This is a genomic window from Caulobacter sp. Root1472 (assembly GCF_001426985.1).
In the GTDB taxonomy this organism is placed as follows: Bacteria; Pseudomonadota; Alphaproteobacteria; order Caulobacterales; family Caulobacteraceae; genus Caulobacter; species Caulobacter rhizosphaerae.
Genome location: NZ_LMFX01000035.1, coordinates 14,197 through 28,773 on the forward strand (window position 1 = coordinate 14,197; position 14,577 = coordinate 28,773).

Here is a 14,577-nt window from a genome sequence, read left to right on the forward strand (position 1 = left end):
GAGACAGGCGGGAGCACGCGATGCGTGCCCTGTCCTTCAAACGTCATCGGTTCCCGGCGGAGATTATCCGTTACGCGGTGTGGCTCTATTTCCGATTCACCTTGAGTTTCCGCGACGCCGAAGAACTGCTATCCCAGCGCGGGATCGAGGTCAGCTACGAGACCATCCGCTGTTGGACGATCAAGTTCGGTCCACAGATCGCCAGGAACTTGAAGCGCCGTCGACCCGTCCCCTCGGCCTGAGGACCCTTCCTAAATCCTGACCTCCTCGCCGTGCCGATTTGTCAGCCCAGCGCCAGGTTTGCCCGGTCGCGGGATAATCGAGACCTCGGCATTTCTCGCCGCCCGAAGGCGGACGTTCCCAGATCGGAGAAGACTCAGGTTGCCCTGGCCTCCGGAGTTAGGGTCGTTTTTCGGTCGCGTCGCTGGCTATGTGCCGCATCGGCCTCAGACCGGCTTCGGCAGATCAATGGGTTGGACATTAAGCGCAGTAGCGATCTCGTACAGCGTCACCACCGTTGGGTTTCTTAGACCTCGCTCCAGGCCGCTGCGTTAGTTCTCAGTGAGGAGGCCCAAGCGGCGGGCTTGATCGACCGCGGGCAAGCGATAACCGCGGCAAATTGTCCCCCGGCGCGATCATCGGTCGATCATTAAGGCAGGCTGCCTAACAGCTAGGGCCATGGCCCGCCCCTTTGCCCTGCAGACCAACACCTCGATCGGCCGCGATGTTCGCGGGCTGCTTGGCACGGCGTGCCTGCTCCTGGCCCTGGTCGTGGCCGCGTTCGTCATTGTCCTGGCCCTGGCGGCCCGCGCCGTCAATGAAGGCCAGGTGCGCCAGGAACAGGTCCTGGCTCAGAAGATGTTGGAACGGACCAGCGCCAAAGCCAGCAACGATCTGACCTCGGCCACGATCTGGGATCAGGCGTACAACACGCTTCGGCCCGGCGGCGATCGGGCCTGGGCCGACGCCGAGATCGGTGAGTTCTTCATCTACAATCGCGGCGTCGACTTGGCCTACGCCGTCGACGGGGACGACCAGCCCTTCTACGGCTACACGGCCGATGGCAATATCCCGCCCGAGGCCTTGGCGGATTTCGGCCAGGTCACCGCGCCGATGCTGGCCGCGGTTCGCCTGGCCAACGCCAAGCAGCTGCGCGTCCTGCGCGCTAACATCGGCCCGGCCGCGCCGCAACAGGCGCAGACCCTCACGGGCGCGGTCGTCTGGCGAGGAGCGGTCTATTTCGTCGCCGCCTCCACGGTGATCCCCGAACACGCCTCGGCTGTCCGCCGGGTGGGCCGCACCTGCGTGCTGTTCACTGCTGTTCGCGCTGACACCACCTTGGTCAAAGCGGTCCGCGAAGATCTCCGTCTCAAGAACGCCAGGCTGGTCGGTCCTGACAACGCCGCCGCTCGCCTGCTGCTGAAGGACCACGCCGGCCGGCCGATCGCCGGTCTTGCCTGGACCCCGGCTCGGCCCGGCCTGACCGCCATGCGGGACGCTGCGGTGATCATCGCCGGGGTCATCGTCGTCCTGCTCGTCTCCGTCGCGGCCTTGACGGTGCGAATCCGCGGCATCGTCCGCCGCGTCGATCGCAACGCCGCCGATCTCGACGCCGCGCGGGCGGAGGCCGAGGCCGCCAGTCGTTCCAAGAGCCTGTTCCTGGCCAATATGAGTCACGAGATCCGCACGCCGCTCAACGGTGTTCTGGGCATGCTGCAGGTGGTCGAACGCGAGGGCCTGCCGCCTCAGCAAGGTCAGCGCATCGCCATAGCCCGTCAGTCCGGCCAGAGTTTGATGGTCCTGCTCAACGATCTGCTGGATCTCTCCAAGATCGAGGCGGGGCGGCTGACCCTGGAAATACGTGACTTCGATCTGGAGCACGCCCTGACCCTCACCTGTCGCGCGTTCGAAGGCCTCGCCGAGCAGAAGGGCCTGAAGCTTCAGCTGGACTTCGGTCCGACCCTGTGCGGCTTTTGGCGAGGCGACGAGGTCCGCCTGCGCCAGATCCTGGGCAACCTGATCTCCAACGCCATCAAGTTCACCGCGGCCGGCACGGTCGCCGTGGCGGCGCGCGCGGCCGACGGTGGGGTGGAGGTCAGTGTCACCGACACGGGCGTTGGCCTCTCGTCCGACAGTCTCGATCACGTCTTCGAGAGCTTCGTGCAGGGCGATGCTTCCACCACCAGGCTCTACGGCGGTACGGGTCTGGGCCTGGCGATCAGTCAGCGCCTCGCCCGGGCCATGGGCGGCCACCTGTCGGCGACGAGCGCGCTTGGCCAGGGCTCGTGCTTTAGCCTGTCCGCGCCGCTCGAACGCGGGTCCGAGCCGCTGGGCGCCGCCCAGCAACCAGACGACGGACCCTGTCTCTCCGGCGGCAAGGTCCTGGCGGTGGACGATAATCGGACCAACCGAACGATCATCCAGGCCCTGCTCGAGCCCCTGGGCCTGGAGGTGACCCTGGCCTGCGACGGCGCCGAGGCGGTGGCGATGTTTGAACAGGAACGCTTTGATCTGGTGCTGATGGATATCCAGATGCCGGGTGTCGATGGCCTGGCAGCGACCCGGTCCATCCGGCGGCTGGAAGAACGCGACGCACGAACGCCAACGCCGATCCTGGCCTTGACCGCCAACGTGATGGGTCATCAGGTGGAGAGCTATCGGGCCGCCGGCATGGATGGTCACATCGCCAAGCCGTTCGATGCGGCGGGCCTGATCCGTTCGATCGGCCGGGCGCTTCATCCAGAACAGAACGCCGAGGCGTAAGGATCACGCCTTTCCGAGCCGCTTAACGAGTCAGCCGATCGCCGACATCCGGCCGAACAGGTCGTCCCCATTCATATCGCCGCGCGCCGTACTCGCGACGGGAACCCGGATCAATAGTCGCGCGCCGGCGGCGTGCAGCCGCAACTGCTGACGCCGGTCAATCGTGCGAAGGGTCCTTTTCCGCCGTCCAGACCGAAGGCTCATCGGGTGAAATCCGCACATCCTGAAGCGGAGCCTCGGGAGTGCGCATCGGGCGCAGCGTCGATTCCCTGGCGTTGGCGTCGCTAGGCGGCTCGATCGGCGGATCCTGCGTATGCACCACCTTGGTCACCTGCTCGGGATCACCGACCAGCCGCGACGAGCCCGCCCTTTCGCCGTGGGCGACAATCACCGGCTCGGGGTCACGCGCCAGCGTCGGGATGGGCTGCCGCGGTACGGCGACCTTGTAAACGCCGCCCAGGCCATCGGCGTTTTCCGGATCCTTGCCCTGCGCCATCAACGACTCCTTTCGAGATTCCGGACCTAAACGCCAGGCGGGATCAAGGGTTCGTCACCGCATCATAGGCTGAGGTCAAGGAAGCGCAGGATCGCGGCGTTGACGGCCTGGGGCTGCTCCAGGTGCAGCCAGTGACCGGCAGCTTCGATGACCTGCAGGCGAGCGTCCGCGCAGCACTCCAGCGATGCACGCGCCAGACCCATCCAGGAAGGCGTCGTCTTGACCCCACAGCATCAGCACCGGCGGCGTGATCCGCGCCGGCGGCGCATCCGGCTTTCGCAGCCGCAGGGCACGGTAATAGTTGATCATGGCGGCGAGCGCGCCCGGCCGCGCCCACGCCTGCGCATAAGCGGCCAGATCCGCAGCCGAGAAGGTCCCCTCCTTGGCGGTCGCTTTCAGGGAGGCCTTCAAGGCGGCATGGTCAAAGGCGGAGAGATAGGCCTCGGGCAGCCAGGGCAGCTGGAAGAAGCCGACATAGGCGCTGCGCAACGCCTGCAGGGGGTGGATCGCGGCGTAGGCGCCAAAGACATCCGGATGCGGCCCGTCCATCAGCACCAGGCGGTGTAGGCGCGGCGGATAAAGTCTGGCGACCCGCCAACCGATCAGCGCGCCGCAGTCATGGGCCACTAGGTCGAAGCTGGCCAAGCCGAGCACGTCGGCCAGGCCGACCACGTCGGCCGCCAGAACGTCGATATGATAGGCTTCCAGGCTTTGGGGCTTGTCGCTGTTGTTATAGCCGCGCATGTCCGGCGCGATCACGCGGTGACCCGCCGCCGCCAAGGCCGCGATCTGACGCCGCCAGCCCCACCAAAATTCGGGAAAGCCATGCAGCAGGATGACCGGCGGGCCGTCGGCGGGACCGGCCTGCACCACATGCAGGCTCACCTCGCCGACGCCCCACCGGCCGCTCGTCCATCCCGGACTTAGAAGATCGTCCGCGCCCAAGCGTCACCCGCCGCCGACCCCGGCGTTGACCACGCCCGTGCCGTCGCAGATCGGGCAATCCCCACCGTCAACCTGGCCCGCACCGGAGCATCGCGCGCAAAGCGCCTCGCCCGATCCTGGCGTTCCCGGCGGCGCCTCATCACCTGCCTTGTCGGCCGGGCTCGTCGCGCCGCTCATGGTCGATTCTTTCGTTTCCCGGCGGCCGGCGCCGTTCCGCGAAAACCAACGGATCACAGGCCGACCTGTTCAATCGGCGCCCCAATGCTGCGCGTGGCGAGCCAACGCGACCTCGCTCCCGTCGCCGCGTCCGAGCGACCAGCCTTCGCGACCGTGGCGCGGCGGCCACGCCGCAGCTCCGTCGTGCGTCTTAACCGCGAATATCGCTTTGCAGGACGCGTCGGCGGGCACACCGTTCGTCGCCAACGGAGCGCCTCATGGTCTCGGTCCAGCAACTCGCGCAAGCCAATGTCGATCAGCCGGTTTCCAAGGCCCTGGCGGCGCTGGTCTTGGCGATGCTGACACTGTTTATCGCGATCGTCTTGCTAGTGTTTCTGGGCGCGGCGCCCAAGGCCGCCCAATCGCCAATGGACCTCGCACCGTCGACCACCGCCTATTCCTCCGCCCTTTTGACCAACAGCCCGGCCTGCGCCGCCGCGCTCGAGCGGGCCAAGGCGAGCAAAGCCCTCCCCGGCGACCAGGCCGTCGCGGCCAATACGGCCATGCTCCGCGCTTGCAAGCGGCCCTGACGCCACGGCCGGGCGCTTGAACCCCTTATCGCTGTCGCGCCGCCGATGACTCAAGCCGCCGCCAACGATGATCTCCGCTTCAGCGTCTAACCCCCTTTCCATCGATCCGCAGGCCTGCAACGCGGCAGAGTCATTCGTGCAAGCAGGTGTTCATTTTATCGCCGTGGATTTCATAAGCGCCGATGCGGCGGGCGGTGATCCGCCGCGCTCCACTTCCAGCGCAAGTCCCTCGTGATCGTCGTCAAGAACGCCGGCCATAACGTCCTGGTGGGCCCTCTATCCGGAATTACGGATATCGGGTCCCATAAATACGGAATTCCGGATTTCATAGACACCTCGCCGTTATTGATATATCCGTAATTCCGGATTTTCTTCCCACATTATCCGGAATGTCGGATGCGCACGGACATCTTCCAGACACTCGGCGAGGCGGTGAAGACCGCCCGTCGCGCCAGGGGCCTCACCCAGGAGCAACTGGCCAAGCGCTTGGGGCGCGAGCAGGGCCGGGTTTCCGAACTGGAAACCGACCTGACGCGGGGCCGGCTGGGAAAGGACCGCTTGACGTTGCTGGCGGAGATCTGCGACGCGCTCGACCTGGTGCCGGTGCTAGTGCCGCGAGACCAGGCCCGCGTCATCGCAAGCCTGCACGCCAGCGGCGACAAGGACGCCTCCAAGACGGGCCGACATCCGCACGCGCACGGCCCGGCCCGGTCGACCTTCGACGAGCTGTTCGTCGATCTCGGCGACGACGAGGAGGACCATCCCGATGGCTAAGCAGGCCACCGTCCTGGGCGCCTACCTGTTGGGCCAGCACGGCGCACCAGTGCGCGTCGGCGCCCTGACCCGGGACGGGGTCGGGGCGACGGCCTTCCTGCCCGACGAGGCGTGGCTGCGCGACGAGGCGCGCCCGATCCTCAGCCTGACCTGGTTCTCCCCGGGCGATCCGGCCGACACGCGCCGACGACTGGACTATCGCAGCGACAAGATCGGTCTCTATGGCGGGCTGCCGCCCTGGTTCGCGGGGCTGTTGCCGGAAGGCGCGTTGCGCGATCTGGTCATCAACGAGATGGGTCCCGGCGACCACGACCCCTTCGATCTGATCACCCGGCTGGGCGCCGATTTGCCCGGAGCGATCTTCGTGACGCCGGACAACGCCGAGGCGCCAGACTCCGCGGGACCGCTCCGTTGGGACAGGGTCGGAGGCTTTCGCGCGCCGGCGCCCGAGGGCCAGGTGAAGTTCTCCCTGGCCGGGGTCCAGTTGAAATTCATCGCCGCCGAAGCGGGCCAGCGCTTCACCGCGCCGGCTCGCGCTGGCGAAGGCCGCTACATCCTCAAGCTGGCCTCCGCCGCCTATCCGGGCCTGCCCGAGGCGGAGTTCACCGCCATGAGCCTGGCCAAGGCCCTTGGCGTGCGCACCGCAAATGTCCGCCTGGTCGCCAACAGCGACATCGGCGCTGTTCCGCCGGAAATGCTGGTGGGCGACCATGCGCTGGCGGTCGAGCGCTTCGACCGTACGACCGAGGACGGCCGCATCCACATCGAGGACGCCGGCCAGATCCTCGGCGCGGTGGGCGAGCGCAAATATACCGCCAACACTGAGACGGTTCTCAACATGATCGCCCGCTTCAGCACCGACTGGCGTGACGACGTGCTCGAAGGGTTTCGCCGGCTGGTGGCCGACATCCTGCTGGGCAATGGCGACAACCACCTGAAGAACTGGTCGTTCATCTTCCCCACGCCCGGGCAGATCCGGCTCTCGCCCGCCTACGACATCGTCCCCACGGCGCTGTTCACGCCGCTGGACGACACCCTGGGCCTGCCGTTCGCCAAGATCCGTCGCTTCGACTCGGTGCGGTTGCACCACTTTCGCCGGGTGGCGGAGCATCTGCGCCTGGACCCCGACTGGATCGCCCGCGAGGTCCAGGACCTCGTTGTCCAGGCGCTCGACACCTGGCCGCAGACCTTGGCCGACCTGCCGATCACGCGCGAACGCGCCCGCGTGCTGCGGGATCGCTGGCCGGAGCTGACCCTAGTGAAGGAAAGCCGATGACGAGCCTCGGCGGAACCCAGCGGGGCTTTGCTTGGCAAGCGCCGTCGTCAGCCGCGCCCGGCCCTAGCCTCGCGGCGGCGATCGGCGGAGCGGGCGGAGGCGCGGCGCAAGCGCGCCCCGAAACCCGGATCAGCCTGAAGCGTCCCCAGGATCAGCCCATCGACACGCCTGCTGCGTAGGCGGCCGCTAGCGAGACAGGCGACCTTCGTCGTCGACCAGCGTCAGGCGGCTCGGTGGGGCCGCGCCCCAAGTCCAGAGCACCAAGTTCAGATCGTCCGGACCCGACCCCGGCGCGAAACTGCGGACCAACAGCCCCTGGAACCCTTGGGCGATTAGGCGCTGGCTGAAGGCTTGCGTGCGCGAAAGGCCTGCGGATCGCATTTCATCGCGCCAGCCGGTGTGGGCCAGCGTCGCCGCATCGACGCCTTGCTGCGCCAGCGCGGCCGCGTCACCGGTGTCGAAGACCCTTTCAATGTCGGCGACATAGCAAACCAAGGTCGTGGGCTGCAGCGCGCCGACCTGATTGGCCTCGCGAACGGCCGTCATCACCTCCAGCGCCCCATAAAGCGCCGGCGTCCCCTTGGCGTTGAACCGGCCGCCGTAGAGTTCGGCGCCGCGCCCCGACATCGGCTCACGCGCATAGACGGGATTGAGCGCGCGATAGAGCGGACCGGAATATCGCATGGCGGTCTAGGCGTAGACGCCGGCATCCACCGCATCAACATAGTCGAGAACCTCGTCGCCACGCCCCTCCCTGACAAGTTGCATGGCTGTCTGCCCCGAGAAGCCCGCCAGCGGTTCGGAGCGGTACCAGGCATAGGCGATCAGGGCAGAGCCAAAGCGCGGCTCAACCTTGTTGATGACCTCAACCATTTCGCGAAGCCGGCGTTGCGTCCGATCGGACCGCACCCGCTCCTTGCGCTGAACCGCGTCGCGGCCAAGGCCCGCCGTGCGCGCGACTTCCTCGCTCGTGGTGTGGAAGGCGTTGGCGATCTTGCGCGGGGCAAAAAAGCCGCCGTCGGCGTATGCGTGCAGGGCCATGGCGCTTTTGCTCAACTCATCAATTGACGCAAAATAGCGTTATTTCATGTGGAGCTCAAGACAGCTGTCGTCGGCCGTCGCTTGGAGGGCGTCGAAGCAAGTCATCAGGACGGCCGGACGCGTTGGGATCTTAAGTGTCGAAGCTATAAAGGTTGTGCACCCGGAGAGCGGCTGAGAAGCTGGGTTGCGAGGCGCCAACCTTGGCCGGAGGTCTCCCCGGAGGAACGTCCATAAGAATGCTCGGCTGACGCACTCTTAGGGCGTGTGTGCTCGCGCATGCGCTTTAGTCTCTCTATCCGGCGTTCGCCCCATCGCGCGCAATCTAGATTGCGCGTCGCGATCGCCTCCTTCAGTTTACCGTGGCGGGCGCCGTCTCATAGGGGCCGACCAAGAGCCGGGGGTAATCGGCGGCGGTCGGATTCCGAAATCGACGGGCCTTTAGCGAACGCACGAGGTTCCAACGCCCGCCCCCTTCTCGCCTACCGGCGGTCTACGACTTGCGCTGGCGCCTCGATTGATTCAGGATTCGAGGGCCGCCGTCCCTGGACGGCGGTGGGGCGTGGAAACCCCGTGCGATGTCTAAGAGCCATAACGACGCGCCGCGATGCGACCCGTCGTGCGCGCCCCCTGGGGGGCGTGCGATCGCGTCCGCGACGAGCGGCTGCGCGCCCTTGTTCGTCCCTGGGTTTCCAAAGCCTCGTCTAAGCGACGGAGTAGGCGATGGACCCGACCCTTCCGCGCGTGGCGACCCAGCCTGATTGGGGCGAGCGCCGCGACCTGGACCAGCTCTACAGGCTGTATGCGCCCTGGCTGGCCGCCATGCTGAGAAAGCGCTTCGGCCGCGGGATCGAAGCCGACGCCGAGGACGTCGTCCAGGAGACCTATGTCCGCCTGGCGCCGCACGACCCTGACCACATCCGTCGGCCGCAGGCGCTGTTGATGCGCGTGGCGTCAAATCTGGCCAAGGATCTGATCCGTCGGCGCGCCGTCCGCGGCCGCCACGTCCGCAGCTTCCAGGACGGCCCTTCGCAGGATCCTTCCATGGCGCTCCCGGGTGACGAACTGCTCGTCAAGGAATTGATCCTGTCGATCCCCGAGGCCTATCGGGACGTCTTCGTCTTGAGCCGCTTCCAAGGTTTGACATATGAAGAGATCGCCACACGCTGCGGTTTATCAGTGAAAAGCGTAGAATGGCGGCTGGGCAAGGCGATCGCCCATTGCATGACGGCGCGGTCAGAACTGGGCGGAAGAAGCGACAGATGAGCCTTTCGACTGTCCCATCGGAGGAGGCCAAGGCGCAGGCCGCCGACTGGTTCGCCCGATTAAACAAGCGCGACGTTCCCCATGCCGACATGGAAGCATTCCGGATCTGGCGCAAGGCGCCTGGTCACAAGGAAGCCTACGACGAGGTCGACGCCTTCTGGCGGCGAAGCGCCGCGCTGCAAGACGATCCCGACATCAAGGCCGCCATCAGCGGCGCCCTGGCCCGAACGCCTGGGCCGGCGGCTGCGCCAAAAGCACGACGTCTAGCCTATGGACTAGCCTTCGCCGTCGTCCTGCTGGCGGCGTTCGGCGGCGGCTACGCCCTCTGGGCTCCCAGAACCTATTCCACGGGGGTGGGCGAGCAGCGCACGATCACCTTGGCCGACGGCTCCACCGTGGTGCTCGACACCGACAGCCAAGTGTCGGTGCGGCTGGGCCGCGCCCGGCGCGACCTTCGGCTGGACCAAGGTCAGGCCCTGTTCGACGTCGCCCATGACGCGGTCCGCCCGTTCGTCGTGACAGCGGGCCCCACCTCGGTCACGGCCCTGGGCACGCGCTTTGACGTTCGCCGTGATCGCGGCGGCGCGATCATCACCTTGGTCCGCGGCGCAGTGGAGGTTCGCGACGGGGCCGGCGGCGCCCCCGGCCATGTCTGGCGCCTGGCGCCGGGCCAGCGCATCGCCACCCGGGCGCCCTCGGGCGCGCCCAGCCGCGTCGACGTCGATGCGGCCACCAGCTGGACGTCGGGCCGGCTGATCTTTCGCGCCGTGCCGCTACGCGAGGCGGTCGCCGAGTTCAATCGCTACGAACGGCGCAAGATCGAGATCGCCGACGGCGCCGTGGGCGAGGCGCTGATCACCGGCGTCTTCGCTGTAGGCGACACTGACACCTTCATCGGCGCCGTGGCCGATTTGCACGATCTGGCGGTCGTGCGGGACAGCAAGAACGGAGCGATTCGCCTGACTCGCGCAGGAGACGGTGACGCGAGCCCGTAGGTTTTTTCGCCGGCCCGCCAGGGAAGAGGTCGTCCTAGCGCGTCAATGCCCCGACGCCCTGCGCCGTGCACAGAAGATCCGTCCCACGACGGACGCAGCAGCAGCGTCCAAGGGGACCCCTTTCATGCCGCAACTTTCCCTCCGCCGCCGATTGCTGATCGGCCTGGCCACCTCCGCCTTCCTCGTCCCGGTGTTTGTCACGCCGGTCCTGGCCGCGCCCCAGCAGGCGACCGCGGCCGTCGCCTTCGACATTCGCCCCGGCTCCCTGGATGCGGCTCTGATCGCCTTCGCGACCCAAAGCGGGCGTCAGTTGGTCTATTCACCCGGGTTAGTCGCCGGCCAGCGAAGCGATGGAATTCGTGGACGCCTTACGCCGGAGACGGCCCTGGAGCGGCTCGTCGCCGACGCGCCGATCGACATCCATCGCCGCGGCGACAAGGCCTTCGTGCTCAAGCGCCGCAAGCCGGGTGCGACCCCGGCTGCGAGCCTGGATTCCGCCACAGGCGACGACCTCGCAGAGGCTCCAAGCCAACTTTCCGAAATCGTCGTGACCGGGTCGCTGATCCGGGGGCCGGCCAAGGGCGCCTCGCCCATGGTGACCGTCTCGCGCGACGATCTTGATCGTTCGGGCCGCGCCACGGTCGCCGACATGCTCACCGACCTGCCCCAGGCGTTCGGCGGCAACGCCTCCGCAGACACCAACCTGGCCAACACCGACGGCTCGGGCGCCAATCCCGTGGTCTCGACAGGGGTCAACCTGCGAGGCCTCGGCGCCTCGGCGACCCTGGTCCTGGTCAATGGCCGCCGCATGGCCGGGTCGGGCCTGATGGGGGACTTCGCCGACGTTTCGTCCCTGCCCACGGCCGCGGTCGACCGGGTCGAGGTCCTGCTCGACGGCGCTTCGGCGCTCTACGGCTCCGACGCCGTCGGCGGGGTGGTCAACGTCATCCTGCGCAAGGACTTCGACGGGGCCGAGACGCGCGCTCGCCTGGGCGGCGCGACGGCCGGCGGCGCCTTCGAGCGGCAGTTCGCCCAGACCCTGGGCAAGACCTGGAGCAGCGGGCACGCCTTGGTCAGCTACGAGCACTGGCGGCGCGACCGCGTGGCCAGCGCCGAGCGGCCCTATGCCGCCAATGCGGACCTGCGGCCGCTCGGCGGGACCGATCACCGGTTCTTCTACAGCCATCCGGGCAACGTCCTGTTGCTGGTCGCCGGCAGCTATGTCCCGACCTGGGCGATCCCCGCTGGTCAATCGGGCGTGGGCCTGACGCCCGCCAGCTTTCAGGCGGGCCAGGTCAATCTCGAAAACCAGCGCGCCCGGTCCGACATCCTGCCCGAGCAGGACCGCAACGCCGTCTACGCCGCCTTCGGCCAGCAGCTGGCGCCGCGGCTGGAGCTGAGCGGCGATGTCCGGATGAGCCGGCGCAGGTTCGCCTTCGCCCTGCCCGGCTCGGTGAACATCTTCACGGTCACCCGCGCCAACCCCTATTTCGTTTCGCCCAACGGCGTGGCCTCGAACGTGATCGGCTACAGCTTCACCGACGAGCTGGGCCCTCTGCGGGCGCACGGCGATTCGACCAGCGTGGCCGCGTCGCTCGGCGCCGATGTCGATCTGGGCCGCACCTGGCGCGCCAACCTCTATGGCGCCTATGCCCAGGACGTGACCCGCCGCGACGGCGAGCGCCGCCTCAATACGCGCTTTCTCAACGAGGCCTTGGGCTCGATCCCTGACGACCCGGCCACCGCCTACAGCGCCGCGCGCGACGGCTATTTCAACCCCTACGGCGATGGCGCCGCCAACAGTCAGGCCGTGCTCGACTTCATCGCCGGCGGCTATCTGCGCACCCGCTATGTCAGCACCGTGGAGACCCTGAACGGCCAGGCGGACGGCACGCTGCTGACCCTGCCGGGCGGTCCCGTGAAGCTGGCGGTCGGCGGCCAGTACCGCCAGGAGCACTTCGACACCCGCACGATCGCCATGACCTCGCGGGCCGCCCCGACCACCACCCTGACCGGGCCCTTCGACCGCAAGATCCTGGCCGGCTTCGCCGAACTGCGCGCGCCGCTGGTCGGACCCGAGAACGCCCGTTCCGGCATGCAGCGCCTGGAGCTGTCGCTGGCGGGACGCATAGAGCACTATGATGATGTCGGCACGACGCGGAACCCGAAGATCGGGGTGGTGTGGTCGCCGGTCGAGGCGGTGAACGTCCGCGCCAGCTATGGGACTTCCTTCCGCGCGCCCTCCCTGCCGGAGGTGTTCCAGCCCCAGGACGGCGGGCCGAGCTTTCTGGCCCAAGGGGCCGCCAGCAAGCTCGTGTTCATACGCTACGGCGGCAACCCCGACCTGCAGCCCGAGCGCGCCACGTCCTGGACCGCGGGCGTGGATTACAGCAGCCGAAGCCTTCCGGGCCTGAGACTGTCGGCGACCTGGTTCGACACGCGCTTCAAGGGCCAGATCGGAACGCCCGTCTACGAGAACCTCACCAACGTGCTGGGCAATCCGGCCTATGCGCCCTTCGTCCAGCCGCTCGACGTCAACAATCCGGCCGACCAAGCCAAGGTCGCCGCGCTGCTGGCCGGCACGACCAGCGCCGGACTCTATCCGACCACCGCCTACACCGCGATCGTCGACGGCCGCTACGTCAATACCGGCGGCCTGCACGTGCGCGGCGTAGACCTGACGGCGCGCTATGGTCTGCCCTTGGCCGGGGGCAAGCTCGATCTCACCGGCAACGCCAGCTACCTGCTCGACTACAAGCGCAAGGTGACGCCCCGTTCGAGCTGGCTGTCGCTGCTCGACCAGGCCCGTCAGCCGGTCGACCTGCGCGCCAGGCTCGGCGCGACCTGGACCCGCCAGGCGTGGTCGATGACCGGCGGCCTCAACTATGTCGACGACTACAAGACGACCCTCGGCGCGGCGGTCGACAGCTGGACGACGCTCGATGCTCAGATCGCCTGGCGCGCCCAAGGGGCGGGCTGGAGCAAGGGACTGGCCGCCGCCTTCTCGGTGCAGAACCTGTTCGCCGCGGACCCGCCGTTCTATGACGATCCTCAGGGCGTCGGCTACGACACGGCCAACGCCGATCCGCTTGGCCGCTTCGTCTCCCTCCAGCTGACCAAGCGCTGGTAGGTCGGGGCCTCATCATGATCGTTGCAGCAAAACGGCTGGGTCGCCTCGCGGCGGCCTGGCTGATCCTCGCCGCGACCGCGGCGCAATCTGAACCCCTGAGCCTGGATCGTCTCCTCAAGCTCGAGGACTTGGGGTCTACCGCCCTGTCTCCCGATGGCCGGCGCCTGGTGATCGAGACCCAGGCGCCGTTTGATCAGGCCGCGCGGTTTGATTTCGACACGCCCGACGCGCGGATCGGCCGCCTGATGGTCGCCGACCTGGCGACGGGGGAAAGCGCCCGTCCATTGTTCGCCGCCGAACCTGGCGCCGGCTATAGGGCCGGCCCGTTCTCGCCCAGCGGGCGGCAAATCGTCGTCTCGCGCTGGAAGGCCGGACGCTGGGATGCGGGGATCGCCGACCTGGAGAGCGGCGCGGTGCGCTGGCTACCGTTCGGCGTCGACCAACCCGCCTATGGCCGCAGCCTGCAGTGGGTGTCGGAAACTGCGTTCGTGGCGATCGCGCTCGAACCGGGCGAGCTGCCGGTGGACCAGAAGCTCAATTCGCAAAACCGCGAGCGCCTCCCGGCGCTCTGGGCCCGGCAGGCGGAGGGACGGATCGCCAGCGCCAGCGTCATGGGCAGCGGCCGGGCCCGGCTTCCAGAGCCGCGCCAGGACCGGCGCCTCCTGCGGTTCGACCTCGCCACCGGGACGCAGACGGTGCTGGCGACCGGCGGCTTCTTCGACCTGGAGCTTTCCCCTAGCCGGCGATACCTCGCCGTGCTGGGCGAGGCCGAGCGCGTCGGTCTCGCCGATGTCCCGGCCGTGCGGATGATGGCGCCCAGCCGCCGTCGCGCGCTAACGATCGTGGACCTGCGGACCGGCGCCGTCCAAACCCCCTGTCCCCGGTGCACGACGCTCATCGAGCCCTTGGTCTGGGCGCCCGGCGCGGACCGGCTGCTGGTCTTCCAGCACCCGGTGAACAAGCCCGAGGCGACCGGCGCCTTGACGGTGATCGATCCGTCGCGTGAGGCGGTTCAGAAGGTCGGCGCGGCGTTGATCCCCGATTTCGACTACGGGTCGAGGCTGTGTAAAAACCCTCTAACCGCTGCGCCCCTGCGAGAGAGCATGAGCGTGGCGCGAGGCCGGCGTCAGGCCTGGATCGCCTTCATC

The 14,577-nt window shown here is 67.8% G+C and carries 13 protein-coding genes and 1 pseudogene; 9 read left to right on the forward strand and 5 right to left on the reverse strand.

The features are described 5' to 3' along the window. Positions 1–20: 20 nt before the first annotated feature. A pseudogene (locus tag ASD47_RS20565) lies at positions 21–227 on the forward strand (IS6 family transposase); the annotation flags it as partial. A 219-nt stretch (positions 228–446) separates the two neighbouring features. Here the strand turns inward: ASD47_RS20565 and ASD47_RS28330 are convergent. After that, positions 447–542 (reverse strand): helix-turn-helix domain-containing protein, encoded by a 96-nt coding sequence (locus ASD47_RS28330; RefSeq protein ID WP_156402354.1) that lies wholly within the window; start codon positions 540–542, stop codon positions 447–449. Positions 543–678: 136 nt separating this feature from the next. On the opposite strand from ASD47_RS28330, the gene ASD47_RS20570 reads away from it, so the two are divergent. Beyond that, positions 679–2,763, forward strand: coding sequence for an ATP-binding protein (locus tag ASD47_RS20570; protein WP_056760585.1), 2,085 nt, complete (start codon positions 679–681; stop codon positions 2,761–2,763). A gap of 157 nt (positions 2,764–2,920) precedes the next feature. On the opposite strand, the gene ASD47_RS20575 is transcribed toward ASD47_RS20570, so the two are convergent. Both ASD47_RS20575 and ASD47_RS20580 read right to left on the reverse strand, forming a co-directional pair. After that, on the reverse strand, positions 2,921–3,259 hold the full coding sequence (locus ASD47_RS20575; RefSeq protein WP_056760589.1) for a hypothetical protein: 339 nt from the start codon (positions 3,257–3,259) through the stop codon (positions 2,921–2,923). A 75-nt stretch (positions 3,260–3,334) separates the two neighbouring features. Further along, positions 3,335–4,144, reverse strand: coding sequence for an alpha/beta hydrolase (locus ASD47_RS20580; RefSeq protein ID WP_200945285.1), 810 nt, complete (start codon positions 4,142–4,144; stop codon positions 3,335–3,337). A gap of 494 nt (positions 4,145–4,638) precedes the next feature. On the opposite strand from ASD47_RS20580, the gene ASD47_RS20585 reads away from it, so the two are divergent. From ASD47_RS20585 to ASD47_RS20595, 3 genes are all read left to right on the forward strand, one after another. Next, positions 4,639–4,950: a hypothetical protein gene (locus ASD47_RS20585; RefSeq protein ID WP_056760592.1), complete on the forward strand. Its 312-nt coding sequence runs from the start codon at positions 4,639–4,641 to the stop codon at positions 4,948–4,950. A 396-nt stretch (positions 4,951–5,346) separates the two neighbouring features. Then, positions 5,347–5,724, forward strand: a complete 378-nt coding sequence (locus ASD47_RS20590) for a helix-turn-helix domain-containing protein (RefSeq protein ID WP_056760593.1) — start codon at positions 5,347–5,349, stop codon at positions 5,722–5,724. Continuing rightward, complete coding sequence (locus ASD47_RS20595) at positions 5,717–7,000, forward strand: type II toxin-antitoxin system HipA family toxin (protein WP_056760596.1); 1,284 nt, start codon at positions 5,717–5,719, stop codon at positions 6,998–7,000. Before ASD47_RS20590 ends, ASD47_RS20595 begins: the two co-directional genes overlap by 8 nt. Before the next feature lie 186 nt (positions 7,001–7,186). Here ASD47_RS20595 and ASD47_RS20600 read toward each other — a convergent pair whose 3' ends face one another. Both ASD47_RS20600 and ASD47_RS20605 read right to left on the reverse strand, forming a co-directional pair. Then, positions 7,187–7,684, reverse strand: a complete 498-nt coding sequence (locus ASD47_RS20600) for an RES family NAD+ phosphorylase (RefSeq protein ID WP_056760599.1) — start codon at positions 7,682–7,684, stop codon at positions 7,187–7,189. A 6-nt stretch (positions 7,685–7,690) separates the two neighbouring features. Then, positions 7,691–8,041, reverse strand: a complete 351-nt coding sequence (locus ASD47_RS20605) for an antitoxin Xre/MbcA/ParS toxin-binding domain-containing protein (RefSeq protein ID WP_056760602.1) — start codon at positions 8,039–8,041, stop codon at positions 7,691–7,693. A gap of 720 nt (positions 8,042–8,761) precedes the next feature. Between ASD47_RS20605 and ASD47_RS20610 the strand changes: the two genes are divergently transcribed. The 4 genes from ASD47_RS20610 to ASD47_RS20625 form a co-directional block, all read left to right on the forward strand. After that, complete coding sequence (locus ASD47_RS20610) at positions 8,762–9,304, forward strand: RNA polymerase sigma factor (protein ID WP_056760605.1); 543 nt, start codon at positions 8,762–8,764, stop codon at positions 9,302–9,304. Beyond that, positions 9,301–10,299, forward strand: coding sequence for a FecR family protein (locus ASD47_RS20615; RefSeq protein WP_056760608.1), 999 nt, complete (start codon positions 9,301–9,303; stop codon positions 10,297–10,299). The genes ASD47_RS20610 and ASD47_RS20615 overlap by 4 nt, the downstream gene beginning before the upstream one ends. A gap of 124 nt (positions 10,300–10,423) precedes the next feature. Further along, positions 10,424–13,429 (forward strand): TonB-dependent receptor, encoded by a 3,006-nt coding sequence (locus ASD47_RS20620; RefSeq protein WP_082564732.1) that lies wholly within the window; start codon positions 10,424–10,426, stop codon positions 13,427–13,429. A 14-nt stretch (positions 13,430–13,443) separates the two neighbouring features. After that, positions 13,444–14,577: TolB family protein (locus tag ASD47_RS20625; protein WP_369800324.1), on the forward strand; the 1,134-nt coding region annotated here is incomplete at its 3' end.

Excerpts from the sequence above, each read along its gene's own strand:
- ASD47_RS20615 (WP_056760608.1), top strand. The coding sequence starts at position 9,301 with ATGAGCCTTTCGACTGTCCCATCGGAGGAGGCCAAGGCGCAGGCCGCC.
- ASD47_RS20570 (WP_056760585.1), top strand. The coding sequence starts at position 679 with ATGGCCCGCCCCTTTGCCCTGCAGACCAACACCTCGATCGGCCGCGAT.
- ASD47_RS20610 (WP_056760605.1), top strand. The coding sequence starts at position 8,762 with ATGGACCCGACCCTTCCGCGCGTGGCGACCCAGCCTGATTGGGGCGAG.
- ASD47_RS20620 (WP_082564732.1), top strand. The coding sequence starts at position 10,424 with ATGCCGCAACTTTCCCTCCGCCGCCGATTGCTGATCGGCCTGGCCACC.
- ASD47_RS20605 (WP_056760602.1), bottom strand. The coding sequence starts at position 8,041 with ATGGCCCTGCACGCATACGCCGACGGCGGCTTTTTTGCCCCGCGCAAG.
- ASD47_RS20590 (WP_056760593.1), top strand. The coding sequence starts at position 5,347 with ATGCGCACGGACATCTTCCAGACACTCGGCGAGGCGGTGAAGACCGCC.
- ASD47_RS20585 (WP_056760592.1), top strand. The coding sequence starts at position 4,639 with ATGGTCTCGGTCCAGCAACTCGCGCAAGCCAATGTCGATCAGCCGGTT.
- ASD47_RS20595 (WP_056760596.1), top strand. The coding sequence starts at position 5,717 with ATGGCTAAGCAGGCCACCGTCCTGGGCGCCTACCTGTTGGGCCAGCAC.
- ASD47_RS20575 (WP_056760589.1), bottom strand. The coding sequence starts at position 3,259 with ATGGCGCAGGGCAAGGATCCGGAAAACGCCGATGGCCTGGGCGGCGTT.
- ASD47_RS20600 (WP_056760599.1), bottom strand. The coding sequence starts at position 7,684 with ATGCGATATTCCGGTCCGCTCTATCGCGCGCTCAATCCCGTCTATGCG.